A 26180-nucleotide genomic window follows, 5' to 3' on the forward strand; every position below is an offset into this window, starting at 1 on the left:
GAAGCGGCCTCGAAGGAGCCTTCCCGCGCTCGCGGCGCGATCGGAAGGCCTCCTTCGAGGCCTTCGCTTTGCTTCGGCACCTCAGGATGAGGTGGAAGAATGGCATCGTCCTGGTCTACAGCATAGAGATCGATCCCTCGTCGAAGAGCCCCCGTGACGTCTTCTCCTCCGATCCTGAAAGCCCTCCTGCCCGGTCTCGGAGAGCGCGTGCTCGTCATGGGCATCCTCAACGTCACCCCGGATTCCTTCTCGGACGGGGGGCGTTTCGAGAATGTGGAAGCGGCGCGCTCCCAGGCCGATGCCCTCGTGGCGGAAGGAGCGGCCCTGATCGACATCGGCGGGGAATCGACGCGCCCGGGTCATACGCCCGTGTCGGCGGAGGAGGAGCAAGCGCGCATCCTTCCCGTCATCCGGGATCTCGCCCCGCGCCTTGCGGTCCCCATCTCGGTGGACACCTACAAGGCGTCCACCGCCGATGCGGCGCTGGCTGCCGGCGCGCGCATCGTCAACGATGTCTGGGGCCTGCAGCGCGAGCCCGACATCGCCCGCGTGGCCGCAGCCCATGGTGCGCCGGTCATGGTCATGCACAATCGCGAGACCATCGATCCCGCCATCGACATCGTGGCCGACATGTTGCGCTTCTTCGAGCGCTCCCTCGACATCGCCCGCCGCGCCGGCATCCCGGACGCGGACATCGTGCTCGATCCGGGGATCGGTTTCGGGAAGAGCTGGGCCCAGCATCTCGAAGCCCTGAGGCGCCTGCCCGAACTCAAGGCGCTGGGCCTTCCCGTCCTCGTCGGCGTCTCGCGCAAATCGATGCTCGGGCGCCTGCACGATGCCGAGACGAAGCCGGTGGACCGCCTGATCGGCTCGCTGTCGAGCCATGTCCTCGCCGCCACGCTGGGGGCCGACATCGTCCGCGTCCACGACGTGGCTCCCCATGTCGACGCCCTCCGCGTGGTCGACGCCGTGATGCGGACAGCCTCATGACCGACCGCATCCTCGTCGAACGCATCGCCGTCTTCGCCTATCACGGCCTCCTCGAAGAGGAAGCGCGGATCGGCCAGCGCTTCTACATCTCCCTCGACTGCCGGATCGACCTGCGGCCGGCGGGCCTGTCGGACGACATGGCGAAGACCGTGAGCTATGCCGATCTCACCGAGATCGTCGTGCGCATCGCCACCACCCGGCGCTTCGCCCTCATCGAAGCTCTGGCCGAGGCCATCGCTGCCGAGATCCTCGAGCGGTTCGAGGGCGTGGACAGCATCGTCGTGCGCGTCGACAAGCCGAGCGCGCCGGTCCCGGCGGTGATCGACGGCGTCGCCATCTCGATCTTGCGCAGCCGCGCGGGACTGGCAGGATGAGTACCGCCTATCTCGGTCTCGGTAGCAATATCGGCGACAAGGCCGCGACCATCGCCGAGGCGATCCGACGGCTCGAAGCCAGCCCGGGCATCCGGCTCACGGCACGCTCCAGCGACTACCGCACGCCTCCCTGGGGCGATACGGACCAGGACTGGTTCCTCAACGCGGCCATCGCCGTCGAGACCGATCTGACCCCGCACGACCTGCTGGAGACAGGCCTCGCCATCGAGACCGCCATGGGTCGGGTGCGGGAGCGGCGCTGGGGACCGCGCGTCATCGATATCGATGTGCTCTCGTATGAAGGGGCGGCGATCTCGGACGAGCGTCTCGTCCTGCCGCATCGTTTCGTACGGGAACGCGCCTTCGTCCTGGTTCCGCTCGCCGAGATCGCCCCGAATCTCGTCATCGGGCAGGAGACCGTGAGCCAGGCCCTGTCGAAGCTCGACACCGCCGGCATCGTGCGGGACTGAAATCCGGCCGCTCAGGGCCGCAGTTCGACGGGCGTCCCCACATCCACCCGCGCGTAGATGGCGGCCATCTCGTCATTGGCGACGCCGACGCAGCCGCTGGTCCAGTCTGTGAGCCGGTGCAGCCGGCCGAGCCAGGAGAAGCCGTTCATGATCCCGTGGATCATGATGTCGCCGCCCGGCTCGTAGCCGCCGTCACGGGCAGCCGCGGTGTCGGCCTCGTTCGGATAGGACACTTTCAGGGACAGATGGGCAACGCTGAGGGGGTTGCGATAGGCGATGGAATAGAGCCCCTCCGGCGTGCGCCCGTCACCTTCCCGCTGCTTGTGGCCGATGGGAGAGAAGCCGAGGGAGACGGGATAGGTCGCGAGGACTCGCCCTTCTCGGAACAGGGTCAGGCGCCGGGCCGACTTCTCCACGAGGACGCGGTCGGCGCGCTCGGTCTCGGCAACGAGGTCCGGAGCGACGCGGCCGATCTGCATGCGATCGGCCGCAACGACGCCCACCGCAGCGATGGCGACGAGAGCCCCGACCGCAAGACCGATCCGCACTCGTCCCATAACCGCCCTCCCCGTTGATCCGGGAGGCTCATAGCAAACCCCGCCGATCGTGACGACCGGCAAGGCCCGGTCTCAGGGTGCCGCCGGCTCGAGGAGCTTGTTGCCTTCGTCCTCCAGCAACGGGACATCGTAGTCGCGCAAGACCTTCTCGATATCGGCCCGGCGTTTGCGCAGGATCGTATTGAGGCTGCGCTTCCAGTCGTTCTCCTCCATCCGCACGCCCATGGCGATGCGGAAGGTGAGAGCGGGACGATCCGGCTCTTGAAGGAGTGGTACGACCTTCATGGCGACACCGCTCTGCTTGGCGAGCCAACCCGCGGCCGGCCCCCACAGGATCGCCGCGTCGATCTTCTTCTCGGCGAGATCACCGATGACCTCGGCGGAGACGGTCTGGTACTTGCGCGAGGGATCGAGCTGGTAAGGTGCGTAGGCCTTCATCGACGCGATGAGGCCGACCTCGCCCATCCGGTTCACGGGCGGCGTGCCACCAATGACGCCGATGGCCTTACCCTTGAGCTTCGGGTCGTCGAGCTTCGTCACGCCCTCGAGATCACCGTCGCGGGTGACCAGGGCGTAGCTGGAGCGATAATAAGGGTTGGTGTGCTGGACGAGTTCTCCACCGGCGGCCGAACCGATGATCAGGTCGCATAGGCCGGTGCCCAGCGTATTGCGGACGAATCCAGGCCCCTGCGTCAGCCAGTAATAGCGGAGCTTGACCTTGAGTTCGTCGGCGAGGATTGCCGCGATCTTGTTCTCGAACCCGTCCTCCTTACGCTGGGAGAACGGCATGTTGCCGGGATCTCCGCAGACGCGCAGGACATCGGTGGTGACGAGATCGGGAAGCGACTGCGCAGATGCGGGGCGCACCCCTGCCGAGATCAGCAGGAGCGCGCAAACCGTCGTTGTGAAGGAGCCAAAGCGAGCCATTAGCCGCCCAGGCACTCCTTCTCGGCCTTCTTGGCGGCCTCCGGCTTGTCTTCCTTGTCGGTCGGACGCACGCGCGGCATCGCACCGGAGGCGCGGGCCTTCAGGTAAGTGTAGAGGTCGTCGGCGTAGCACATCACGTTCTTGTTATCGCCGAAGGCGGGCATCACGTTGGTGCCGCTCGAGCTGATGTCCTGCTTGCCACCGGCGATGATGCCGACGAACTCCTCGTAGGATAGGCGCTTGAGCGAATCCTTGAGGGCGGGTGCGTAGGTCGAACCCATGGCGTCGGGACCGTGACACACGTGGCACTCGGCGTGATAGCGGCGGTAGCCGGAATAGGCGTACCAGTCGAACTTCTTGCCGTCGTTGGTGATGTGGTAGGTCGGGGCGCCGTCCTTGTCGAAATACTTGCCGTCTTCGACCTTCACCGCCTGATACTTGTCGATCAGCTTGGCGTCCTTCTCAGGAGCATTGGGATCGAGCTGGTTCGCCACGGCGGGATCGGCGGGCTTGGCGTCCTGGGCCTGAACGGCACCGGCGGAGGCGAATGCGAAAACGAGGGCGGCCACGAGCGGACGGATGGCGGCTTTGCTTTGGTACTGCAACGACGTTTCTCCCAGGAGCAACCGTCGACCCGTTCGGTCGACGTTCGAAGTGTTCTTAATAACGATCTAATCATAAAGGTGCCGGCGCGGAAACCCGCGCCGGCACCCTATCGTCTCAGGCTTCGTGCGACCGATTAGTTCGGGAGCGCGAAGACGGTCAGCTGACCACCGAGGTTGGTGTAGTTCGAGAGAGCGGCATAGCCACCCACCGCGCCGAGACCGGCATTCGGGTCGGTCAGACCGGCCGCGAGGCCGATGCCAGCCCAGCCACCGACACCCGACAGGATGCCGACGAACTGCTTGCCCTTGTGCTGGTAGGTCATCACGTTGCCGATGATGCCCGACGGGGTCTTGAACTTGTAGAGTTCCTTGCCAGTCTTCGAGTCGACGGCCTTCAGGTAACCCTCGAGGGTACCGTAGAACACCACGTCACCGGCGGTGGCGAGGGCGCCCGACCACACCGAGAACTGCTCCTGGTTCGACCACTTGATCTTACCAGCGACGCCGTCCCAGGCGATGAAATTACCCATGCCGCCGTGGCTGTTGGGGGCCGGGTACATGGCCAGGGTCGCACCGACGTAGGGCTGACCGGGGGTGTAGGACACCCGGAACGGCTCGTAGTCCATGCAGACGTGGTTGGTGGGCACGTAGAACAGGTTGGTCTTCGGCGAGAACGCAGCAGGCTGCTGGTCCTTGGTGCCGAGGGCCGCGGGGCAGATACCCTTGGAGTTGGTATCTTCACCGTTCTGCTCGGTCGAGTACTTGGCCTGGACGAGCGGACGACCGTAGGTCTTGGAGCCCTTGTCCATGTCGACCTTGGAGGCCCAGTTCACCACCGGATCGAACTTCTCGGCGACCAGGAGCTCGCCGGTGGCGCGATCGAGGGTGTAGCCGAAGCCGTTACGGTCGAAGTGGGTGAGGAGCGGACGATCCTTGCCGTCGACCTTCTGATCCGTGAGGATCATTTCGTTGATACCGTCGTAGTCCCACTCGTCGTGCGGGGTCATCTGATAGACCCACTTGGTCGCACCCGTGTCGGGGTTACGCGCCCAGATGGTCATCGACCACTTGTTGTCGCCCGGACGCTGCTTGGGGTTCCAGGTCGAGGGGTTGCCCGAGCCGTAATACATCAGGTCGAGCTTGGGGTCGTAGGAGAACCAGCCCCAGGTGCAGCCGCCGCCCGTCTTCCACTGATCGCCTTCCCAGGTCTTCAGCGAGGAATCCTTGCCGACCGGCTTGCCGAGCGACGTGGTCTTCTCGCCGTCCATGATCATCTGCTCGTCGGTGCCGACGGAGTAACCGCGCCACACCTTCTTGCCCGACTTAGCGTCGTAGGCAGTGACGTGGCACTGCACGCCGAACTCGCCGCCGGAGATGCCGACGATGATCTTGTCCTTCACGGGAAGAACGGTGGCGGTGTTGGTCTCACCCTTCTTGGGGTCGCCGTTGACGACGGACCAGTTCACCTTGCCGGACTTCGCGTCGAGCGAGACGACGGTGGTGTCGGCCTGGTGCAGGATGATGGCGCCGTCGGCATAGGCCAGGCCACGGTTGACCGTGTCACAGCACATCACCGGGATGACGCTCGGGTCCTGCTTGGGCTCGTACTTCCAGACGATCACGCCGTCCTTGTCGAGGTCGAGGGCGTAGACGATGTTCGGGAAGGGGGTGTGGACGTACATCATGTTGCCGACGACGAGAGGCGAACCCTCGTGGCCGCGCAGGACGCCCGTCGAGAACGTCCAGGCCACCTGCAGCTGCTTCACGTTGCCGGCGTTGATCTGGTCGAGCTTCGAATAGCGCGTGTTGGCGTAATCGACCGTCTGCAGAACCTGCTGGGCCGGATCGGCCGAGCGCTTCAGGACGTCGTCATTGGCGAAGGCGGGGGCCGAAGCCACCAGACCAGCGCCGAGTGCGAGAAGATGGACCGCTCTCATGCATTCCTCCGACAAGTCTTTGACACGCCTGGAGAGCAGCGAAACCTGCCCCCACTTGTGCGACCTGTTATTTGCGACAGGGATAGTTCACTTCGATAGAGTTTCCTAAGCGGTTGTTTCCGCGAGATTTTCGCCCAAACCACCACTTGCTCTCCCGGTCGCCGCTACCCCTTTGCGGCGCCCCTTCGAACCGAAGCTTGAATGAACTATAAGAAAAATCGCGGCGACGTCAACTCGATTGAGCAAGCTTGACCTCAGGCGGCATCAAGACCTGGTGAACGAACGTCTTCGTTGACCGTGATCTGAGCCAGCGCACCCTAAAATGTTGCGCTGCAAAATCGAGAAACCTTAAGACAAAAGCATTTAAAAGACTCGGGCGCTTCTTATGCGTCACGCGCATGCAGGTCGCTTGGTATGCCAGTCATCCCCTGAACTGACGAAGATTGTTCGATAAAACGGTCGCTTCGTTCGATACGAGGCCAAACTCAAGCTCCATCGACATGAATTATCATGCAATACTCACCGGCAAATCCTGCGCTGGCCGTGCATGTCTCGGGATCGGTTGGGCGCCATTCGATCGAGCGCTGCGTTGTCTCGCCGCATGACTGCGTAGACGCCACCGAGAGCGGCCTAAACGCCGAGCACATGTGCATAATGTCGCGTCGGCGATATCGTGCGCTTCCCCTGCCACCGGGAAAGCGCATTCAGGCGGCGATGACGCCCGGAAAACGATTCGCGAGATCCTCCCGCATCGCTTCCGCCCAAGCCCTATCGCGCTCGCTTCGGGGCCGGTCGAGGGCGACGGCAGCGAGGAGGCTCGCCGGGCGCGCCGAGACGAGCAGGAGCCGGTCCGCGATCTCGATGGCCTCCGCCACGTTGTGCGTGACCATGAGCACGCTCATTCCCTCGCGCGCCACGGTCGCCACCACGATCTCCCGCAGGGACGCCGCGGCCCTGTCGTCGAGGGACACGAAGGGCTCGTCGAGCACCAGGATGCGGGGACGGAGGGCCAGGGCACGGGCGAGCGCCACGCGGCGCGCCATCCCAAGGGAGAGCTTTCCCGGATAGCGGCCGCGCCATGGCGTCAGCCCGAGGGACTCGAACAGGGCGTCGAGATCGCGCCCCCGCTCGGCACGGGGCAGGCCGAGGCGGACATTCTGCTCGACACTACGCCAGGGGAGGAGGCGCGGCTCCTGGAAGACCATGGCGATTCCGGCCTCGCGTGGGTCCGGGGTCACCGCGCCGTCATAGGCGTCGTCGAGTCCGAGCAGGATGCGCAGGGTCGTGGACTTGCCGGAGCCCGAGGGGCCGATGAGGCAGGCGATCTCCGACCGGCGGACGACGAAGGAGAGATCGCGCACCGCCTCCACCGGCTCCGGGCTGCCGGCTCCGTAGACCTTGCTGCGGATGGAGACGGAGAGCGCGTCCGCCCTCTCAGCGCCAGCGTCGGACATGGGCTTCGAGGCGCTGGAGGATGAGGATGTCGATGGCGATCATCACGCTCATGAAGACGACGCTGTAACCGATGATGGCCGCCACGTTCAGGCTCTGGACGAAGTAGAAGTTGATGGCGAAACCCACCCCGTTCGGACGCCCGAGCAACTCGATCACCAGCACGATCTTCCAGGCGAGGGACAGGCCGGAGCGGGCGGCGGCCACCACGAAAGGCTGGAGCTGAGGCACCAGGACGTGGGCGATCCAGGTGCGGCGGTCGAAACGGTAGCTCCGCGCCATCTCCTCGAGCCCCGGATCGAGGCCGCGCGCGCCCTCACGTACGATCACCGCCACGTTGGGCAACTTGTTGAGCACCACCGCCAGCACCGCCGCGCTCTCGTTGAGGCCGACCCAGATGTAGGCCAGCACCGTGATCACCAGGGCTGGCGTGTTGAGGAGGATGAGGAGCGGCGTATCGAGGACGAGGTTGAGCGCCTTCCAGCGGCCGAGCGCGATGCCGAGCAGCACCCCGAGCCCCATGGCGAAGAAGAAGGAGACGCCCACCCGCGTCAACGTGATGCCGACGTTGCGCCAGAGGTCGCCGGTGGCGGATTCCTTCACGATGAAATCGAGGATGGCGAGGGGCGCGGGCAGGAGCCGCGATTCCGCGAGTGACGCCGCCACCTGCCAGGCCGCGAGCAGCACCAGCACGGAGACGAGACGAGTTGCCACTCCCCGAGTCGCCTCTCCCATGGCGTTCGCGCCGGGCCGGGCCACGATTCAGCGTACCGCGGGGGAGGGCGTGACGCGGCTCAACCGTTTCCGGCCCCGTCGAAATACAGGCCGGCGGGCAGGGTCTTGCCCGCCCCCACCAGCCGCTCGCCGCCGAGCCTGGCCAGCACGCCGAACAGGCGCTCGCCATCCGCGCGCTCTGTGGCGAGCGGCCGGCGCGGGATGCCGGCGAGAAAATCACGCTTGAGCGCCGCAAAGGTCGGCTCGTCCTCCGCCGACATCAGCGGCCGCACCACGTCCCAGGTGGTGGGATCGTTGGCCAGCATCTCCTTGGCGGTGCGAGCGGCGCGGGCGAAGCCGGCGATGGCCTCGGCCTTTTCCGATACGGTGGCGCCCTCGAACAGGTAGCCGATGAGCGCGATGGATCCGGTGGCACCGAACGCGCGCATGATGTCGTCCGACCCGATGAGGCGGGTAAAGCCCTTCGGCTCGAGACGGGCGCAATAGGTCCAGTAGAGCAGGGCCGCGTCGAGCTCGCCCTGTTCGAGCTTGAGCGCCAGGAGCGGCGGCGCGCCGTAGGCGACCTGCGCCTGCGATTCGAGATCGATGCCGGCGGCGTCCTTGGCCTGGGCCTTGAGAAGGAGCCAGTTCTTGTCCAGCGGTCCGCCGGCCACCCCGAGCCGCTTGCCGACGAGATCCTTGAGGCCGGCGATGGCGCTGCCCGCCGGCACCATCAGCGAGCCCTCGGTGGTGGAATAAGGGATGAAGCGCATCGCCCTGCCCTCGTTGCCGAGGCGCCCGGCCCAGAGCAGGTCGCCCACGATGGTGTCGACCTGTCCGCCGAGGAAGGCGATGCGGGCGGCATCGTTGCCGGCGAGCTTGACCACGTCGAGGGTGAAACCGTTGGCGGCATCGAGCCCGCGCGCCTTGATCACCGCCGCCTCCCAGGCCACGGTGCCGAAGGGCAGGCTTCCGACACGGATTGCGGGAGCGGCGGCCGCGGCCGTCACCGACCCGGCCAGAGGCCACAGCGCAGCCGTCGCGAGCACTCCGCGCCGTGACAGCATGAACGTCGTCTCCCTGGAACCGGCCCGTATCCGGCCCCGGCATCCGGGACCGACGAACTATTGTTCTTTCTTCATAGGGTCTCGCCCCCCCGGCGTCCACAGATCCGATCGGCTGCCGGAGGGGGCAGGGCCACCACGTCGCAGGCGACCACGGCATTCGCGGTTCCGGAGATCTTTGCCGCCGGCCTTGCCCGGACACGCGGCGCGTCGCAGAGTTCCTCGACCACCACCACTCATTCAAAGGACGTGCAGCCATGGCCGGATCGCGCGAAGACGCCCTCGACGACGCCACCATCTCGGAGCGTCTGGCTGCCGAATTGCCGGCCTGGACCTACGAGGACGGCTGGATCCGGCGGACCTACAAGACGGCGGGCTGGAAGAGCACCCTCATGGTCATCAACACGGTGGGCCACCTGGCGGAAGCCGCCTGGCACCACCCGGACCTCACCGCCTCCTATGCCTGGGTCGAGGTGCGGCTGATGAACCACGCCGCCAAGGGCATCACCGACAAGGACTTCGCCCTGGCCAAGAAGATCGAGGAGGTGGTGGGCTGGCAACCGGGCACGGAGGGCCAGGGCCTCGAGGGCACGCCCACCGACGCGCGCTTCGCCTACATCAAGTACGACAAATAGGGGTCACTGCGCCTCCTTCACCCGGCGGCACTCGGTCTTGAGGTAGGCGGTCTTGCCGATCTCCTCGCCGAGGTCGGTGCGGGAGATGATCTCCTGCCAGCCGTTGGTGCAGCCGAGTTCGTTCGAGACGCGGACCTTGCGCACCTCGCTCGCCCTGTCGTCGGAGCAGGATTCGATCGGAATCGCGTTGGCGCAGACGAGCACGACGGCGATGAAGGTGTTCATGGGCGACTCCGATCCTGGCGCGGGGCGGCGCCCCTGCCCGCCCCTACGTAGGGCGGGGGGAGGAGGTTTCGCGGGACGCGCGCTCTCGAAAGACGATCCGAGAGCCGAGGCCGGCCGCGCCCGCCCCTCACCCCACCTCCACGAACCGCTCGGCCGAATACGTCCCGCCCTCCACCGGGTTTGCGATCCAGCGGGTGCGGCCGATGCGCAGGTCGTGGCCGGCATGGAAATGGCCGGAGACCCAGAGGTCGGGGCGGCTCGCCTCGGGCAGGTCGTCGAGGGCGGTGGTGGCGTAGAAGGCCGGCACCCACCAGGGCACGCCGGGGATGGCCCGGAACGCGTCGGCCGCGAGCGGGCTCGCCGGATGGTGGGTGACGACCACGGTGGGGCCGGCATGCGGCGCGGCGAGGGCGGCGGCGAGGGCGGCCTTCTGCGCCAGATGCGCCGCCATGGCGTCGGCCGGCGACCAGACGCTCCCATCTCCCTTGCGGATCGAGCCACGGAACTCGCGCGAGCCCGTCACCGGGTGGGTCATCCGCGCGGCTGCATAGGCGACGGGATCGGCCGGGCGGTCGGGCACGGTCTCGTCGAGCCAGCGGCCGGCGAGAGCCCAGTCGCTCCACAGGGTGGTGCCGACGAAGCGCACGCCGTCGAGGACGACGCATGCCCCGTGGTTGAGGAGGTGGACCGGAGCGCCCTCCCCCTCGTCGTTGATCCGCGCCACCTCCGCCTCGAGGGCGGCGATCAGCGCGGGCGCGGTGCGTGAATCGCCGGTCGGCGCATAATGCTCGTGGTTGCCCGGCACGAGCACGATGGGTCGTCCCTGCGCGATCCCGCGAAGCGCCGCGAGGCCGGCCTCCGGTCGACCCTCGTAGAGATCGCCCGGGCAGACCAGGACGTCGAACGGCGCGTCCGGCCGGGCGATCGTTTCCGGACGGCGGCGCTCGAGATGCAGGTCGGAGATCGGGAACAGGCGCAAGGGAGACCTCTCAGGCCGCTGGATGGGCCGCGCGCCACTCGGCGCGGGCGGCCTTGAGGATGTCCATCGCCGAATCGGCGTTGAGCACGGCGATGCCGGCCGCCGCCACGAGATCGGGCCAGGGCGAGAGCGTCAACGCCGTGACGAGGCCGGCGCCGATGATGGCGAGATTGGCATAGGCGTCGTTACGGGCGGAGAGATAGGCCGCCCGCGTCAGGCTTCCCCCCCCGTCCCGGTGGCGGGCCAGCATCACGGCGCAGGTGAGGTTGACGGCGAGCGCCCCGAGGCCGGCGAGCGTCAGCGGCAATGGCGCGGGGGGGGCCATGTCCGCCACCTTCTCCCAGGCGGCGTAGGCGGTGGCGAGGGCGGGCAGCAGCAGGATGCCGGCCAGGACCATGCCGAGGCGGGCGCGGTTGCGCAGGCTCCAGCCGATCCCGGCGAAGATCAGCAGGTTGAGGGCCGCGTCCTCCAGGAAGTCGAGGCTGTCGGCGATGAGGGCGAGGGAGCCGATCGCCACGGCCACCGCGATCTCGACGCCGAAATAGGCGAGGTTCAGCCCCGCCACCCGGAGGACGACGGGACGCAGGGAGATGGGAATCGCCGGGGCGGATGCGTCGGTCATCGGTTTTCAGGGTCGGCTCGCGGGCAGGTCTTCGCCTCTTGGACTGGGTACGACACACCTGTCGAGCGCCGATTTTTCGATGTCCCTGCGCTGGATTTGCAGCACCGCTTGTGCGACGCGACACGTCAGACGCGGGATCATGCCCGTGACAACGACGTGAGGCGGGGGAGACCGACCGATGATGCCAGAGCTGCGCGTGCTGTATTTCGAGGATCTCGAAGTCGGCCTGTCCGAAACCTTGAACAAGGAGATCTCCTCTTCCGACGTGGTGGGCTTCGCCGAGATCACCGGCGACCGCAACCCGATCCACCTCTCCGAGCATTTCGCGGCGCGCACGCCCTTCGGCACCCGTATCGCCCACGGCCTCTACACCGCCGGCCTGATCTCGGCAGTGCTCGGCACCCGCCTGCCCGGCCCCGGCGCCATCTACATCAGCCAGACCCTGAACTTTCGCGCTCCGGTCCGCATCGGCGATACGGTTCAGGTCACCGTCGAAGTGGCGGAACTCGTCCCCGAGCGCCGCCGCGCCCGTCTCAAATGCACCTGCTCCGTCGCCGGCGAGGTCGTGCTCGACGGCGAGGCCCTGGTGAAGGTGCCCACGAGGGAAGAGGCGGACCCGCTTGCCATCCGCATGGGCGGACGTCCCGCGAGCGCGTAGCGCGGCATCGTCCGCCAGGGCACAGGATGCGGCCACCGGTGACACCCATCCCCATCGACGACCCCGCCGATCCGCGCATCGCCGCCTATGCCGCCATGCGCGAGCGCGACCTCGTCGGGCGCGAGGGCCGGTTCATCGTCGAGGGGGAGGTGACCCTGCGGGTGCTGCTCTCGGGGGCCGCGCGGTTCGCGCCCGAATCGCTGCTGCTGAGCCATGAGCGGGTGGCGCCCCTCTCCGATGCGCTCGCCGCCCTGCCCGGTTCGGTGCCGGTCTATACGGCCTCGAAGGCGGTGATGAGCGCCATCGCCGGCTTCCCGATCCACCGGGGCGTGATGGCGGTGGGGGTGCGCGGAGCGGAGCCTCCCCTCGCCCTTCCGCCGCCTCCGGCCCCTGCCCTCGTGGCCGGCCTCGTCGGGCTGACCAACCACGACAATGTCGGCGGCCTGTTCCGCAACGCCGCGGCCTTCGGGGCCGACGGCGTGCTCCTCGACCCCGCCACCTGCGACCCGCTCTACCGCAAGGCCATCCGGGTCTCGGCCGGCGCGGCGCTGACCGTCCCCTTCGCCCGCCTCGACGCGGAGGCGATGCTGGGCTTCGCGCACGCCAACGCCCTCGTTCCCCTCGCCTTCAGCCCGCGGGGAGACGACGTGCTCGCCGAGCTGCCGCCGCTGCCCCGCACGCTCCTGCTGCTCGGTACCGAGGGGCCGGGCCTGTCGCACGGCCTAATGGCGCGGATCCGCACCGTGCGGATCCCCATGGCCGCCGGCTTCGATTCGCTGAACGTGGCCACCGCCGGGGCATTGGGGCTCCACCATCTGGCCATGCAGCGTCCTTCATGCGGACACGCGACAATCCGTGGCAATTGTCCCGCCCCTGCCGCCGGTCGAGATTAGGCGGCAAGCTAGACCGGTACGGGGGGCATCCCCGACTCCGGGCTTTGAGCTTGGCACGGATGCCGATACGCCTGGCGCATGGGAGGTTTCCCATCGGAGGTCGTCGACGAGGGAGTTGATTGCGTTGCTTCAGTCACGGGATGGCCTGCGGACCCTATCAGGACGCCGCGTCATCGTCGTCGGCGCCGGTCCTGGGGGATTGGCGACGGCACTTCTTCTCGCCCGCGCCGGCGTTCACGTCACCCTGGTCGAGAAGGACCCGGCCGTGGGAGGCCGGACGAAGACCGTGGAGGCCCCCGGCGGCTACCGGTTCGACATCGGCCCGACCTTCTTCCTTTATCCACAGATTCTCGCTGACATCTTCGAGACCTGCGGCGAGCGACTCGAGGATCACGTCAAGCTCGAACGGCTCGACCCGCAATACCACCTCGTCTTCGAGGCGGGCGGCGAGATCCGCGCCACCAACGACATGGAGCGGCTGGAGGCCGAGGTCGCCCGCATCGCCCCGGACGACGCCAAGAACGTCCGGAAGTTCTTCGCCGACAACCGGGTGAAGCTGAAATTCTTCAAGCCCGTGCTGGAACAGGCCTTCCACACCCTGCGCGCCATGGCCTCACCGGCCATGATCGCCGCCCTGCCCCACCTCCATCCCGGCCGCAGCGTCGACAAGGACCTGCAGCGCTACTTCAAGGACCCGCGGGTCCGCCTCGCCTTCGCGTTCCAGACCAAATATCTCGGCATGTCGCCGTTCCGGTGCCCGAGCCTGTTCACGATCCTGTCGTTCCTCGAATACGAGCACGGGGTCTATCATCCCGTCGGCGGCTGCGGCGCGGTGTCGGAAGCGATGGCCGGGCTCGCCCGCCGCATGGGCGTGGACATCCGCCTCGGCACCTCGGTGGACAGGGTGCTCTTCGAGGGCAAGAAAGCGATCGGCGTGGTCTGCGGGACCGAGACGCTGAAGGCCGACGCCGTGGTCATCAACGGCGATTTCGCCAAGGTGATCAAGGATCTGGTTCCTCAGACGCACCGCCCGCGCTGGCGCGACGCCAAGATCGACAAGGCCCGCCTCTCCTGCTCGACCTTCATGATGTATCTCGGGATCGAGGGGAAAGTGCCGGCGGGGCTCGGCCACCACACCATCTTCCTGTCGGAGGAATACGCCCGCAACATCCGGGAGATCACCGAGGGCACCCTGCCGATGCAGCCCTCGCTCTATGTCCAGCACGCGGGCTACACCGATGGCGGCATGGCGCCGGCCGGCCATACCAGCCTCTACGTCCTCGTGCCGGTGCCGAACCTGAAATCGGGGATCGACTGGCCCGCCACCCGTGAGAGCTACCGCCGCCTCGTCCTCGACCGGCTGAAGCTGCTCGGCCTCGACGATATCGAGGATCGCATCCGCTACGAGCGCATCGTCGACCCGTCGCAATGGCGGGACGATTTCTTCGTGTATCAGGGCGCCACCTTCAACCTCGCCCACGACCTGATGCAGATGTTGTATTTCCGCCCTCACAACCGCTTCGGACCGGGGCTCTACCTCGTGGGCGGCGGCACTCATCCGGGTTCGGGCCTGCCGGTGATCTACGAGGGCGCGCGCATCACCGCCCGCCTCCTCATCGAGGAGCTCTCCGCCGGGCGCGTCGGCGCGGAGGCCGCCGGCATCCCCACCACCCAGCCGCTCGCCACGTCGGGCGACGCTTCGTGAGGGGCGTTTTCGCGATGGCCCTCACCGTCGCCCTGGCCTGCGGCGGCGCGCAAGCGGCCACGGTTGAGGTACTGGTGGAGGGGATCGAGCCCGGCGCCGGCACGGTCTACGTCGCCCTGTGCCAGGGCGGCCTGTCGGAGGCCGAATGCCGCAACGGGCAGGACGTCCCGGCGGACGGCCGCAGCCGGCGGGTGGTCCTCACCGGGATCGAGCCCGGTATCTACGCGGTCGCCGCCTACCAGGATCTCGACGGCAACCGCCGCCTCGACCGCACCGGCCTCGGCCTGCCGCTGGAACCCTATGGCTTCTCCGGCGAGATGGGCCGTGCCCGCCCGGATTTCAGCCGCGCGCGCTTCACCCTGCGCGAGCCCGGGGTCGCGGTGCGGGTACGCCTCGTCCGCGCCCTGCCACCCCACTGACCCCGCCGCTCATGAATCCGGGACAGGAGCCCCTGGTCGTGGTCCGGGGCGCCACCCTCGCCTATCGCGGGCATCGCGTCCTGCGCGGCGTCGATTGCCGGATCGAGGCCGGAGAGACCCTTGCCCTGCTCGGCCCGAACGGTGCCGGCAAGAGCTCGCTCATGCGCATCGTGGCCGGACGATTGCCGCCGGAGAGCGGCACCGTGCGGATCGCCGGTGCCGACCCGTTCCGTGAGCGCGAGGCGCGGCGCGCCATCGGCTGGGTGCCCCAGGAGATCGCCCTTTATCCGCGCCTCACCGTGGCCGAGAACCTCTCCGTCTTCGCACAGCTCTCCGGGATCGGCCGGCGCGAGCGCAAGGCGGCGGTCCAGGCCGCCCTCGATCTGGCCGATCTCGGCGAGGTGGCGCGGCGTCCGGTGGGCCACCTGTCCGGCGGCTACCAGCGCCGGGCCAACATCGCCGCGAGCCTGATGGCGCGGCCGCGCCTCGTCCTCCTCGACGAACCGACCCAGGGAGTGGATCTGCACGCGCGCGCCGCGATCCATGCGGTGCTCGCCCGCCTGCGGGAGCAGGGCGCCGCGATCCTCATCGCCACCCACGATTTCGCCGAGGCCGAACGCCTCGCCGACCGGGTCTCGATCCTGGCGGACGGGCGGCTCATCCATGAAGGCCGGCTCGCCCTCCTCCTCGAACGCATCCGTGCGGAGGTTCCCGAGCACGAGGTGGCGCTCACCAATCCCGCCGGCCCGGACGCCGTGGCGGCCCTGCGCCGGGCGGGATTCACCCCCATCGATACCGGACTGACCTGGCGGGCGAGCCACCGGGCCGGGCTCGACGGAACCGCGCTCCTCGGCAGCCTGCGGGCGCAAGGCGTGCCGGTGGGGGAAATCCGCATCCGCGCGCCGGGTCTGGACGCGATCTACCGCGAGGCTCTCGACCGCGCCGGACCGGACCGGCCCCTGACCCTCCACACGGGAAACGAGGCATGATCACCGCCGCCTTCCGGGTGATGCTGATCAGCCTGCGGCGCGACCGCGCCGCCCTGGTCATGGCCTTCGTCCTGCCGACCGTGATCTTCATGATCTTCGCCGCGATCTTCTCGGGCGCCATCGGCGACCGGATCCGCATCCATCTCGGTCTCGTCGACCTCGCCCGCACGGCAACCACCGAGCGGCTGATGGCGGCCCTGGAGGCCGACACCTCCCTGCGCATCGAGCGTCTGAAGGCCACCGATCTCGCCGGGGCGACGAGCGCGGTCCGGCGCGGGGAGGTGGATGCCGCCCTGGTCCTGCGCGGCGATCTCGACGCACCCGTGGCCGGAGCCCCGCCCGAGGCCGCCCAGCCGGTGATCCTCATCGAGAATCCCGCCCGGGCCCTGGCCACGCCGATCGCGCTCGGCCAGTTGCAGCGCATCCTCAACGAGGCCCTGCCGGACGTGGTCCTCGCCCGGATCGTCGCCGACGTGGAACGGTCGGGCAAGATCGGGCCGGACGAACGCGCCTTCCTCAACTCGGCCTTCGCCGAGCAGCGCGCCCGCAAGGAGCCGTTCTCCTTCGCCTCCCTGGTGGAGCGCCGGAGCACCGCCTCGGGCCGCACCAACGAGCGGGTCAGCTACTATGCCGGCGCCATCACCGCCGTGTTCCTGCTGTTCGCGGCCATGCAGGGGGCGATGTCCCTGGTGGAGGAGCGGCAATCGGGCCTCGCCGACAGGCTCATGGCCGGGCCCGGAGGGCTCGCCGTGGTGGTGGTGGGGAAGTTCCTGTTCCTGGTGATCCAGGGCGTGGTCCAGGCCGGGCTGATCTTCGCCGCCGCCGCACTCGTCTATGGGGTCGAGATCGGCCCGCACTGGCCGGCCTGGATCGTCACCTCGTTCCTCGTCTCGGCCATGGCGGCGGGGTTGGCGCTCGCCGCCTGCGCGGCCGCCAATACCCGCCAGCAGGCGCATCTCGCCTCCACCTTCGGCGTCCTGCTGCTCTCGGCGGTGGGCGGCAGCATGGTGCCGCGCTTCCTGATGCCGCCCTGGCTGCAGCAGGTCGGCTGGCTCACCCCCAACGCCTGGGCGATCGAGGCCTATCAGACGGCGCTCGGCGAAGGCATGGCCGCGGCGATGCCGGCCTGGGGGGTGATGATCACCGTGGCGGCCTTGGGCCTGGTGGCCGCCGTGGGTCTGGTGGCGCGCCGGGTGGTGTGAGCCAGCGAGCGTCACCTCGAACCCGAAACTGGCCGAGCCGGACCTCCTATCCCCGCTCCCGGCCCTGAAATGGGCGATAACTCCGATGGCGCGACCGGTTAGCGCGTTGACCGCGCGGCGATCCGGTCTAGCTTCACCCGTGAGGCATGGCATCGGCCGGGCCCAGGGAGTGACGATGAACATGCGGGTCGGGTCTTCGGTCGCCGTAGTCGGCGCAGGGTTGGGCGGCCTCGCGGCGGCCTGCGTCAGCGCGGCGCGCGGCCACACAGTCACCCTCTACGACAAGAACGATTGGCTCGGCGGCAAGGCGGCGGTGCTGCACGAGGGCGGGTTCCGCTTCGACATGGGCCCGACCATCCTCACGGTGCCGAAGGTGCTGGAGCGGATCTTCCAAGAAGCCGGCCGCAACATCCACGACTACCTCGACCTGCGCCGCCTCGATCCGCAATGGCGCTGCTTCTTCGACGACGACACCCATCTCGACCTCATGGCCGACGTGCCCACCATGGCCGCCGACATGGAGCGTTTCGCGCCCAATACCGGCGCTGGCGAGGGCTACAAGAAGTTCCTCGAGATCTCCGAGCACCTGCACGACGTTTCGAACAAGTTCTTCTTCTGGAAGCCGGTGGAGGATCTGTTCGACACGATCAACATCCGCGCCAACATGAATCCCGGTACCCTGCGGGACGTGCTCTCCCTGCGCATGGGCTCGTCGGTGGCCGGCACCATCCGCTCGAAGGTCAAGGATGCGCGCCTCGCCCAGATGCTCGACCACTTCGTGCAATATGTCGGCTCGTCCCCCTACGGCGCGCCGGCCGTGCTCTGCGCCATCGCCCACATGCAGACCGCCGAGGGCGTCTGGTACCCGATGGGCGGCACCCGCGCGGTGGCCGAGGCGCTGACGAAGCTCGCCTCCGAACTCGGCGCGACCCTGCGGCCGGGCGACGAGGTCACCGGGCTCGCCATCGAGAAGGGCACGGTGAAGGGCGTGAAGACCGCCGCCGGCATCACCCCGTTCGACGCGGTGATCTCCAACATGGACTCGGTGCGGACCTACCGCGAGCTCGTCGGCGGCGATGTCGGCAAGGCCTACGAGAAGAAGAGCTTCGAGCCGGCCTGTTCGGGCGTGGTGCTCTATCTCGGCCTGAACAAGCGCTACGAGCACCTAAACCACCACGATTTCGTCTTCTCCCGCGATCCGGAGGAGGAGTTCGACTACATCTACCGCAAGGGCGAGCCGGCTCCGGACCCGACCGCCTATCTCGCCGCCCCCTCCTCCACGGACCCGAGCGTGGCACCGGAGGGCGGCGAGGCCCTCTACGTCCTCGTCCACACGCCCTACCTGAGGCCGCATCACGACTGGTCCAAGATGTTCCCGGCCTACCGCCAGGTCATCCTCGACAAGCTCAAGCGCACCGGCCACATGCCGGATCTCGAAGAGCGCATCGTTGTCGAGCGCCATCTGACGCCGCAGGACATCCACGAGCGCTACAAGGTGCTCAACGGGGCGATCTACGGCCTCGCCTCGCACGGCAAGTTCATGGGCGCGTTCAAGCCGGGCAACCGCTCGCGGCAGGTGCGCGGCCTGTATCTCGCCGGCGGCGCAGCTCATCCCGGCCCCGGCATGCCCATGGTGATGATGTCGGGTTGGATCGCCGCCGACGCGCTCGATTCCGACGCGCAGGGCAGAGACACCCGCGGTGAGGTGCGGCAGAGCGCGTGAGCCCGCCGGCTCCCCCCACGCCGCGCCATTCGCCGCTGATCTGGCGGTTCATGGTCGGGTATTTCGACCGCTTCCTGCGCCGCCACATGAACGCGCTCCGGCTCGCCCGCTGGGGCGCGCCGGATTGTACCGGCCATCCCGGCCCCGTCGTCGTCGTCCTCAATCATCCGTCCTGGTGGGACGCGGCCGTGGTGATCCTCTTGGCCGGCCGCCTGTTTCCCGAGCGGACGAGCCACGCCCCGTTCGATGCGGCGGCGCTGGAGAAATACGCGGTCTTCGGGCGAATCGGCGCGTTTCCGGTGGATCTCGAGTCGCTGCGCGGGGCGGCGCAGTTCCTTGCCCATTCCCGCGCGATCCTTGGCGCGCCCGGACAGATGCTCTGGATCACGGCGCAGGGACGCTTCGTCGATGTCCGCGCCCGCCCGCTCGACCTGCGCGCGGGAGTGGCGAGACTCCCCGAGATCGCCCCGGACGCGCTGTTCGTGCCCCTCGCCCTGGACTACGCCTTCTGGGAAGAACGAGGCGCCGAAGCCTTCGCGGCCTTCGGCACGCCGGTGCGGGGTGCCGATCTCCTCGCCCTGTCCCGGCCGGAGCGGCTGGCCCGGATGGAGGCCGACCTGACCGCCACCCTCGACCGGCTCTCCGCGGACGTCGTCGCCCGCGAGCCCGAGCGCTTCACGACCCTGACCTCCGGCGGCAAGGGTATCGGCGGAATCTATGACGGCTGGCGCCGGATGCGGGCCGTCCTCACCGGCCGCCGCTTCGACCCGGCCCACAGCTCCGAGAAAGACAGAGCCCCGTGACCTTCGTCCTGGCGCTCGTCGCCCTCGCCTTCGCCCTCCTCCCCGCCATCCTGGCCTGCGCGAACCTCATCGCCCTGCGCACACCGGAGCCGGAATCGGCGCAGGACGGGCTGGTCTCGATCCTGATCCCCGCCCGCGACGAGGAGGGTACCATCGTCGGCACGGTGCGGGCCGCCCTGGCGAGCACCGGCATCGCCGTGGAGGTGCTGGTTGGGGACGACCATTCCACCGATGCCACGGCCGGCCTCGTCCGCGCCCTGGCGGAGACCGATCCCCGGCTCCGGCTCGTCCCGGTTCCCGCCCTGCCCGAGGGCTGGACGGGGAAGAACCACGCCTGCGCCGCCCTCGCGGCCGAGGCGAGGGGCGGGCACCTCCTCTTCATCGACGCCGACGTCACCCTGACGCCCGGCGCCGCGGCGGGGCTCGTCGCCCATGCCCGCGCCACGGGGGCCGCCCTGGTGAGCGCCGTGCCGCGCCAGATCATGCGCAGCCTCGGCGAGCGGCTCACCGTGCCGATGATCAACTTCCTCCTCGTCGGCTACCTCCCCGTGCCGATGATGCGCGCCTCGCTCCGTCCGGCTCTCGGCGCCGCCTGCGGCCAGCTCGTCCTCATCGACCGCTCCGTCTACGGTGAGACCGGCGGCCACGGCGCCATCCGCGGACGCCTGCATGACGGCGTGTTCCTGCCCCGGATCCTGCGCCATGCCGGTCATCGCACCGACCTCGTGGCGGGGCACGCGCTCGCCACCTGCCGGATGTACCGGAACCTCGCCGAATCCTGGGCCGGGTTCTCGAAGAACGCCCATGAGGGCATGGCCACGCCCCGCGCCCTCCCGGTCTGGACGCTGCTCCTGCTCGCGGGCCATGTCCTGCCGCTCGTCCTCGTCCTCGCCGCCGCCTTCGGCCTCGCGACACCCACGGCCGGGCTGGTGGCGCTCGCCGCCCTCGTCGTGTCGCTCGCCACCCGCGCGGCGATCACCCTCGTCACCCACGAGCCGGCCGCGACCGTCCTCCTCCACCCGTTCGGGGTGGCGGTGGCCCTGGCGATCCAGTGGAACGTCCTGCTGGACCCTAAGCGCGCCGGAGCGGCGGTGTGGAAGGGGCGGAGCTATCCGGTGCGGGGGGCGTAACTCGCCCTCTTCCCGGCTGTCGGCGAGGCTGGGTTTCCGAGCGGCGGCGTCTCCCGTCCGCCTCCCCGGGTGACGGCCGCGCGCACGGTTCCCCTCCCCGTGACGCAAGGACAGTCCCGGCGTCACGACGATGAAGCGTCGACCGAACCGAGGTCCGTCGGACCGTGGAACGAAGTATACCAAGTGTTTGTTTTTTTTGACGTAAATGTCAAAAACTCTTAGTTTTATAATTTATGCAGATCGAATACTCGGGTCTACGCGGCGCGACATTGTCTACCCCGATAGGGATCCGATCATAGCCTGCCCGTGCCAGTCAAACAGGTCGGAATGCGATGGCTTCGATGGTCCCGCTTCTCGTCACCCCCGGGACCGCCCCGTCCCGATTAATTTCCCCGACTGTGGTGGATGAAACATCCTGCTCATTCGTGGGGCGCTATAGGGCAAGATTTCGCGAAATCCCAGCAAATCTCCGCCCTTACATGCATTATGGTGCTTGCCAGCACATCTGATATGCCAAATACTGAATACCAGCCGACGACTTCTGATCCCGACGATCACTTGCCGCGGCGGAGGGAGCCGATCCGCTGGGGTGCCTCGATCTCCAAGCCCTCAAGTATCCATGTCCATGATCAGGGAGAAAGCTCATGGCGACGTCCGTGACCGCGCCCATAACGGCGCAACCTTCAAAGCGATGGCTCCAACTCGTCCTCGGCGTGGCCTGTATGGTCGCGGCAGCGAACATTCAGTACGCCTGGACGCTGTTCGTCCCGGAAATTCAGAAGACCTTCGGCTGGGACCGCGCCGCGATCCAGGTCGCCTTCACGATCTTCGTCGTGGTGCAGACATGGCTGACCCCGATTGAAGGCTACTTCATCGACAAGTACGGCCCGAGCCGGGTCGTGATGTTCGGCGGTCTGATGACCGGCCTCGCCTGGGTCATCAACTCCTACGCCACCTCGCTCACGGGCTTCTATCTCGGCTCCGTGGCCGGCGGCATCGGCGTCGGTTGCGTCTACGCCACCTGCATCAACAACGCCCTGAAATGGTTCCCGGACAAGCGCGGCCTCGCGGTCGGCCTGACGGCGGGCGGCTATGGCGCCGGCTCGGCCCTCACGATCCTGCCGATCGCCAGCATGATCTCGCACGGCAGCTACGCCCAGGCCTTCTTCATCTTCGGCCTGATCCAGGGCGCGGTCATCATGCTGGCCGCCATCGGCCTGCGCTCCCCGGCCAAGGACCAGGTCATCTTCTCGACCAAGGTCCTGCAGAGCCGGCGCGACTACACCCTCGGGGAAGCCCTGCGCACGCCGGTCTTCTACGTCATGCTGCTCATGTTCACCTGCACGGTCACCGGCGGCCTGATGGCCGTGGCCCAGCTCGGCGTCATCGCGCAGGATCTCGGCGTGAAGGAGTTCCAGGTCAACCTGTACTTCTTCGCCATGGCGGCCCTGCCCTTCGCGCTGATGCTCGACCGGATCATGAACGGCATCTCGCGGCCGCTCTTCGGCTACATCTCGGACCGGATCGGGCGTGAGAAGACGATGTTCATCGCCTTCACCATGGAGGGCATCGGCATCGTCGCTCTCGGTTACTTCGGCTCGAACCCCTGGGCCTTCGTGATCCTGTCCGGCATCGTGTTCCTGGCCTGGGGCGAGGTCTACTCGCTGTTCAGTGCCACGGCCGCCGATACGTTCGGCTCCAAGCACATCGGCAAGATCTACGGCGTGCTCTACTGCGCAAAGGGTTTCGCCGCCCTGTTCGTCCCGCTCGGCAACATCCTGATGCAGGCCACGGGCACCTGGGCGACGGTGCTGTATACGGTGGCGATCATGGATCTCTTCGCCGCGTTCCTGGCCGTGGCCGTCCTCCGGCCGATGCTCAAGCGCCACCACGTTGCCAACGGCTCGGTCAGTCCGGCCGGCGCCCTGGCCCACGCCTGACCGACCCCTCGCCCCGCCCGACCGGCGGGGCGAGCCCGGCACGACCGAAGGAGCCGATGGCGTCCCGTCCGAGGGGCGCCATCCTGTCCGCACTCCCGTGTCGCCCCATGCGCCGTCATGTCCAACTCTGCTCGGCCGTCGCCGGAGTGCCCGAGATGAACATCGCCGCCATCCTCGCCCTCCAAAGTATTCCGTTCGCCGCCCTGGTGCTCGCCACGGCCGGTGCCAACCGCGATCTCTTCGCGGTTCTGTATGTCGCGGCCCTGGGCCTGACCCTATCCATCATCATCTTCGGCGACGGGCATCACACGCTGCCGCTGATGCCCGGCATGTCCGGCGGCAACCATCGTTGAGACGCCCTCGACCGAGGAGGAAAAGGCGGCGCGGAACAGCGACGCGCTCCCCTCCCGCTCCATCCCTCTCCCCTCGCGCGGCATCGCCTCCGCCGAGACGACGGCGCAGCTCAGCGCCGGAAACATGGGCGTCATACGGAATGTGATATACCAAGGATCATGGTGCGGTGCGATATAAGCTTCATTGCAGTTGCAAGAGAGGCTCCTGTCATGATCGCTCTGTTCATCCTCGGTCTCGCCGCCGTCGCCGTCGGCCCCGCCCTGGCCCTGCTCACGGATCGTCCCGAATCGGCCGCGCCGGTCGCCGGCACCACCTCGGCCGGCATGTTCGTCGCCATCAACGACAACGCCCGGGCGTCCTACCGTCTGGCTGCCTGAGCCGAGACCGGTCGATCGGGCCCCTCCCCCACGGATTCTCTCCGCCGGGCCCCGCCGCGGCGGGGTTTTTCATGGCCCGGCGGGATGGCGATCGGACGCGCCTCAGCCGCCGGTCTCAGCAAGAATCCAGGAGGCGGTGTCGGCATCGGCCCCGCTCGTGGCGAGATGCAGGATGATCGGCGTCTCGTAGGGATGGCGCTGCTTCAGCGCGGCGGCGAGGGAATCGGCGAGCCCCTCCCGCGTCTTGAGGATGGCGACGACCTCCTCACCCCGCTCCACCGCCCCCTTCCAGGCATAGACCGACCGCATTCCCGGCAGGACGTTGACGCAGGCGGCGAGCCGCCCGCGCACCAGTTCCTCGCCGATGGCCAGCGCCGTCTCGGCATCGGGAAAGGTGGTGTAGACGAGAAGCGGACGCTCCATGCTATGGGTCTCCGGGTCAGCGGCCTGTTCCGAGGGGAATGAGGCGCGCGGCGAAGCCCGGCGTCAACACGAGCGGACGATCATCCATGGCGCGGCGCTTCCAGAGGATCGCCTTCATCGCGAGCCCCACCGCCGATGCGAGGAGCGCAGCGGACACGCTGATGCGGCGCTACGACAGCGTCGCGCCCGAAGAGGCCGACGTGATCGTGGCGCTCGGCGGCGACGGGCTGATGCTGCAGGCGCTGCACCGCTTCATGCTGGCCGGCACGCCGATCTACGGAATGAACCGCGGCACCGTCGGCTTCCTGATGAACGAGTGGCGCGAGGACAACCTCCTCGAACGGCTGGAGAGCACCAAGCGCAGCACCATCCATCCGCTCATGATGGAGGCGGTGGACGTGGAAGGGCGCCGGCACACGGCGCGCGCCATCAACGAAGTCTACATGCTGCGCCAGACGCACCAGACCGCCAAGCTCAAGATCTCGGTGGACGGACATGTGCGCCTGCCCGAGCTCATCGCCGACGGTGTGCTCTGCGCGACGCCCGCCGGCTCCACCGCCTACAACCTCTCGGTGGGCGGCCCGATCCTGCCCCTGAATTCGCGGCTCCTGGCGCTGACCCCGATCTCGGCCTTCCGCCCCCGGCGCTGGCACGGCGCCCTGCTGCCGGATCACGCCCGCATCCAAGTGGAGGTGCTCGACGCGGCGCATCGCCCGGTGGCCGCGGTGGCCGACCACACCGAGTTCCGCCGGGTCTGCACCGTGGAGACCTGGCTCGACCTCAAGACCGACCTCACCCTCCTCCACGATCCCGGCCACAGCCTCGACGAGCGGATTCTTCGCGAACAGTTCGGCTGACGTGACGCTGCGCGACGTCTCGCGCCGGCCGCCGGATCGGGTCCCGCTGGCGCTCCAGCCGTCCGGGGAAGGGGCGCGGCTTTTCCCGCTCCCGTCAGTGCCGGCACCTTTCCCGGGCGCCCGGAGCGTCGGGGCAAGACGTGCCGCGTCAACGGCGCAGATCCTCATCGATTGCAAGAACGGACGCCTGCAATAGACTGCAGAGACTATATCTTCCTCGCTCACCCAGCTTGACGCAGATTCTCTCGTTTCGCCCGATACGCACCGACCGTACTGCCCACCGAGGCCGCCATGATGCAGGCGATGGCGGCACCCTGCAGGGGCGTGAGGCGCTCCCCGAGGATAAGGAAGCCGGCGAGCGCGCCGCAGACCGGCTCGAGACTGAGCAGGATGCCGAAGGTCTGGCGCGGCAGGCCCCGCAGGGCCACCATCTCCAGGGAATACGGGATCGCGCTCGACAGGATCGCCACGGCGAGGCCGGCCACGACGAGGGAGGGGGAGAGCAGCGCCATGCCCGCCTGAGCGATCCCGAAGGGCAGGATCACCAGGGCCGCGACACTCATGCCGAGGGCCACCGCCTGCCCGCCGGGCAGGTGCCCCGCCCTCTGGCCGACGAGAATGTAGAGCGCCCAGCACAGGGCCGCGCCCAGCGCGCAGGCGACGCCGACGGGGTCGAGGCCGGAGCTCGCCCGGTCCAGGGGCAGCAGCAGGCACAGCCCCAGCATGGCGAGCGCCACCCAGACGAGATCGACGGCGCGCCGCGACGAGGCTACCGCCACGAGGAGCGGCCCGACGAACTCGATGGCGATGGCGAGCCCCAGGGGGATCGTCCGCAGGGAGAGGTAGAACAGCAGGTTCATGCCGCCGAGCACGAGCCCGTAGAGCACCACCACACCGGCATCCCGCCGGCCGAGGGTCCGGCGCCAGGGCCGCCACACGGCCAGCAGAAGCACCGCCGCCAGGGTGACGCGGTAGGCGGAGGTGCCCTCCGCGCCGATGACCGGGAACAGCTGTTTGGCGAAGGAGGTGCCGATCACGAGGGAGACGATCGAGCCCACCAGGGCGGCCACGGGGGCGAGGCCGGCGAGAACGGCTCGGGTGTCGGTGCCTGTCATGCCGCCCTCATAGCCGGATGAGGGCGAAGGGGCGACGATCA

Annotated in this window: 29 protein-coding genes; 17 read left to right on the forward strand and 12 right to left on the reverse strand. The window is 68.2% G+C overall.

Annotated features, from left to right (window positions below):
• Positions 1–153: 153 nt before the first annotated feature.
• Genes folP through folK form a run of 3 tightly spaced genes read left to right on the forward strand, consistent with a single transcriptional unit; the run spans position 154 to position 1834 of the window.
• Positions 154–990: a dihydropteroate synthase gene (gene folP, locus A3OM_RS0109960; RefSeq protein WP_018043610.1), complete on the forward strand. Its 837-nt coding sequence runs from the start codon at positions 154–156 to the stop codon at positions 988–990.
• Complete coding sequence (gene folB / locus A3OM_RS0109965) at positions 987–1364, forward strand: dihydroneopterin aldolase (protein ID WP_018043611.1); 378 nt, start codon at positions 987–989, stop codon at positions 1362–1364. Before folP ends, folB begins: the two co-directional genes overlap by 4 nt.
• Positions 1361–1834, forward strand: coding sequence for a 2-amino-4-hydroxy-6-hydroxymethyldihydropteridine diphosphokinase (gene folK / locus A3OM_RS0109970; RefSeq protein WP_018043612.1), 474 nt, complete (start codon positions 1361–1363; stop codon positions 1832–1834). The genes folB and folK overlap by 4 nt, the downstream gene beginning before the upstream one ends.
• 11 nt (positions 1835–1845) lie before the next feature.
• On the opposite strand, the gene A3OM_RS0109975 is transcribed toward folK, so the two are convergent.
• The 7 genes from A3OM_RS0109975 to A3OM_RS0110005 all read right to left on the reverse strand — a co-directional run bounded on the left by A3OM_RS0109975 (position 1846) and on the right by A3OM_RS0110005 (position 9093).
• Positions 1846–2391 (reverse strand): L,D-transpeptidase family protein, encoded by a 546-nt coding sequence (locus A3OM_RS0109975; RefSeq protein WP_018043613.1) that lies wholly within the window; start codon positions 2389–2391, stop codon positions 1846–1848.
• A 72-nt stretch (positions 2392–2463) separates the two neighbouring features.
• Positions 2464–3318 (reverse strand): rare earth element methanol dehydrogenase accessory protein XoxJ, encoded by an 855-nt coding sequence (gene xoxJ, locus A3OM_RS0109980; RefSeq protein ID WP_018043614.1) that lies wholly within the window; start codon positions 3316–3318, stop codon positions 2464–2466.
• The gene (locus A3OM_RS0109985; RefSeq protein ID WP_018043615.1) at positions 3318–3923 is read right to left on the reverse strand and encodes a c-type cytochrome, methanol metabolism-related; all 606 of its coding nucleotides are present in this window, start codon (positions 3921–3923) and stop codon (positions 3318–3320) included. Before A3OM_RS0109985 ends, xoxJ begins: the two co-directional genes overlap by 1 nt.
• A gap of 134 nt (positions 3924–4057) precedes the next feature.
• Positions 4058–5860 (reverse strand): lanthanide-dependent methanol dehydrogenase XoxF1, encoded by a 1803-nt coding sequence (gene xoxF1 / locus A3OM_RS0109990; protein ID WP_018043616.1) that lies wholly within the window; start codon positions 5858–5860, stop codon positions 4058–4060.
• Between the two features lie 704 nt (positions 5861–6564).
• Entirely contained in the window at positions 6565–7314 is a 750-nt protein-coding gene (locus A3OM_RS0109995) for an ABC transporter ATP-binding protein (RefSeq protein WP_018043617.1), read from the reverse strand.
• The gene (locus tag A3OM_RS0110000) at positions 7295–8047 is read right to left on the reverse strand and encodes an ABC transporter permease subunit (protein ID WP_043764318.1); all 753 of its coding nucleotides are present in this window, start codon (positions 8045–8047) and stop codon (positions 7295–7297) included. Before A3OM_RS0110000 ends, A3OM_RS0109995 begins: the two co-directional genes overlap by 20 nt.
• Before the next feature lie 59 nt (positions 8048–8106).
• Complete coding sequence (locus A3OM_RS0110005) at positions 8107–9093, reverse strand: ABC transporter substrate-binding protein (protein ID WP_018043619.1); 987 nt, start codon at positions 9091–9093, stop codon at positions 8107–8109.
• 254 nt (positions 9094–9347) lie between these two features.
• Here A3OM_RS0110005 and A3OM_RS0110010 point away from each other — a divergent pair, with 254 nt between their 5' ends.
• Positions 9348–9725 (forward strand): 4a-hydroxytetrahydrobiopterin dehydratase, encoded by a 378-nt coding sequence (locus A3OM_RS0110010; RefSeq protein ID WP_018043620.1) that lies wholly within the window; start codon positions 9348–9350, stop codon positions 9723–9725.
• A 3-nt stretch (positions 9726–9728) separates the two neighbouring features.
• Here A3OM_RS0110010 and A3OM_RS0110015 read toward each other — a convergent pair whose 3' ends face one another.
• The 3 genes from A3OM_RS0110015 to A3OM_RS0110025 all read right to left on the reverse strand — a co-directional run bounded on the left by A3OM_RS0110015 (position 9729) and on the right by A3OM_RS0110025 (position 11551).
• Positions 9729–9950, reverse strand: a complete 222-nt coding sequence (locus tag A3OM_RS0110015; protein ID WP_018043621.1) for a hypothetical protein — start codon at positions 9948–9950, stop codon at positions 9729–9731.
• A 127-nt stretch (positions 9951–10077) separates the two neighbouring features.
• Positions 10078–10929, reverse strand: coding sequence for a metallophosphoesterase (locus A3OM_RS0110020; protein WP_018043622.1), 852 nt, complete (start codon positions 10927–10929; stop codon positions 10078–10080).
• Between the two features lie 10 nt (positions 10930–10939).
• A complete protein-coding gene (locus A3OM_RS0110025; RefSeq protein WP_018043623.1) occupies positions 10940–11551 on the reverse strand; it encodes a cation transporter in 612 nt (203 codons plus the stop codon).
• Between the two features lie 178 nt (positions 11552–11729).
• Here A3OM_RS0110025 and croR point away from each other — a divergent pair, with 178 nt between their 5' ends.
• The 12 genes from croR (at position 11730) to A3OM_RS25790 (ending at position 23744) form a co-directional block, all read left to right on the forward strand.
• Positions 11730–12209: a 3-hydroxybutyryl-CoA dehydratase gene (gene croR, locus A3OM_RS0110030; RefSeq protein ID WP_018043624.1), complete on the forward strand. Its 480-nt coding sequence runs from the start codon at positions 11730–11732 to the stop codon at positions 12207–12209.
• Between the two features lie 95 nt (positions 12210–12304).
• Positions 12305–13102, forward strand: a complete 798-nt coding sequence (locus A3OM_RS0110035) for an RNA methyltransferase (protein ID WP_245257840.1) — start codon at positions 12305–12307, stop codon at positions 13100–13102.
• Positions 13103–13226: 124 nt separating this feature from the next.
• Positions 13227–14807 carry a phytoene desaturase family protein gene (crtI, locus tag A3OM_RS0110040; protein ID WP_026175898.1) on the forward strand — a complete coding sequence of 527 codons (1581 nt, stop codon included), beginning with the start codon at positions 13227–13229 and terminating at the stop codon, positions 14805–14807.
• 14 nt (positions 14808–14821) lie between these two features.
• The gene (locus tag A3OM_RS0110045; RefSeq protein ID WP_018043627.1) at positions 14822–15226 is read left to right on the forward strand and encodes a DUF2141 domain-containing protein; all 405 of its coding nucleotides are present in this window, start codon (positions 14822–14824) and stop codon (positions 15224–15226) included.
• Positions 15227–15237: 11 nt separating this feature from the next.
• The gene (locus tag A3OM_RS0110050; protein WP_018043628.1) at positions 15238–16215 is read left to right on the forward strand and encodes an ABC transporter ATP-binding protein; all 978 of its coding nucleotides are present in this window, start codon (positions 15238–15240) and stop codon (positions 16213–16215) included.
• Positions 16212–17417 (forward strand): ABC transporter permease, encoded by a 1206-nt coding sequence (locus A3OM_RS0110055; protein WP_018043629.1) that lies wholly within the window; start codon positions 16212–16214, stop codon positions 17415–17417. The genes A3OM_RS0110050 and A3OM_RS0110055 overlap by 4 nt, the downstream gene beginning before the upstream one ends.
• Positions 17418–17598: 181 nt before the next feature.
• A complete protein-coding gene (gene crtI, locus A3OM_RS0110060; protein WP_026175899.1) occupies positions 17599–19140 on the forward strand; it encodes a phytoene desaturase family protein in 1542 nt (513 codons plus the stop codon).
• 50 nt (positions 19141–19190) lie between these two features.
• Positions 19191–19943 (forward strand): lysophospholipid acyltransferase family protein, encoded by a 753-nt coding sequence (locus A3OM_RS0110065; protein ID WP_051074394.1) that lies wholly within the window; start codon positions 19191–19193, stop codon positions 19941–19943.
• The gene (locus A3OM_RS0110070) at positions 19940–21073 is read left to right on the forward strand and encodes a glycosyltransferase family 2 protein (RefSeq protein ID WP_018043632.1); all 1134 of its coding nucleotides are present in this window, start codon (positions 19940–19942) and stop codon (positions 21071–21073) included. The genes A3OM_RS0110065 and A3OM_RS0110070 overlap by 4 nt, the downstream gene beginning before the upstream one ends.
• Before the next feature lie 644 nt (positions 21074–21717).
• On the forward strand, positions 21718–23013 hold the full coding sequence (gene oxlT, locus A3OM_RS0110075; protein ID WP_026175900.1) for an oxalate/formate MFS antiporter: 1296 nt from the start codon (positions 21718–21720) through the stop codon (positions 23011–23013).
• A 155-nt stretch (positions 23014–23168) separates the two neighbouring features.
• Complete coding sequence (locus tag A3OM_RS0110080) at positions 23169–23366, forward strand: hypothetical protein (RefSeq protein ID WP_027173505.1); 198 nt, start codon at positions 23169–23171, stop codon at positions 23364–23366.
• A 210-nt stretch (positions 23367–23576) separates the two neighbouring features.
• Entirely contained in the window at positions 23577–23744 is a 168-nt protein-coding gene (locus A3OM_RS25790) for a hypothetical protein (RefSeq protein WP_018043635.1), read from the forward strand.
• A gap of 102 nt (positions 23745–23846) precedes the next feature.
• Here the strand turns inward: A3OM_RS25790 and cutA are convergent, their stop codons facing one another.
• The gene (cutA, locus tag A3OM_RS0110090; protein ID WP_018043636.1) at positions 23847–24167 is read right to left on the reverse strand and encodes a divalent-cation tolerance protein CutA; all 321 of its coding nucleotides are present in this window, start codon (positions 24165–24167) and stop codon (positions 23847–23849) included.
• A gap of 86 nt (positions 24168–24253) precedes the next feature.
• Here cutA and A3OM_RS0110095 point away from each other — a divergent pair, with 86 nt between their 5' ends.
• Positions 24254–25024 (forward strand): NAD kinase, encoded by a 771-nt coding sequence (locus A3OM_RS0110095; protein ID WP_018043637.1) that lies wholly within the window; start codon positions 24254–24256, stop codon positions 25022–25024.
• Positions 25025–25245: 221 nt separating this feature from the next.
• Here the strand turns inward: A3OM_RS0110095 and A3OM_RS0110100 are convergent, their stop codons facing one another.
• Complete coding sequence (locus A3OM_RS0110100) at positions 25246–26139, reverse strand: DMT family transporter (protein ID WP_026175901.1); 894 nt, start codon at positions 26137–26139, stop codon at positions 25246–25248.
• Positions 26140–26180 lie beyond the last annotated feature (41 nt).

This window comes from Methylobacterium sp. 88A (genome assembly GCF_000376345.1).
GTDB lineage: Bacteria > Pseudomonadota > Alphaproteobacteria > Rhizobiales > Beijerinckiaceae > Methylobacterium > Methylobacterium bullatum.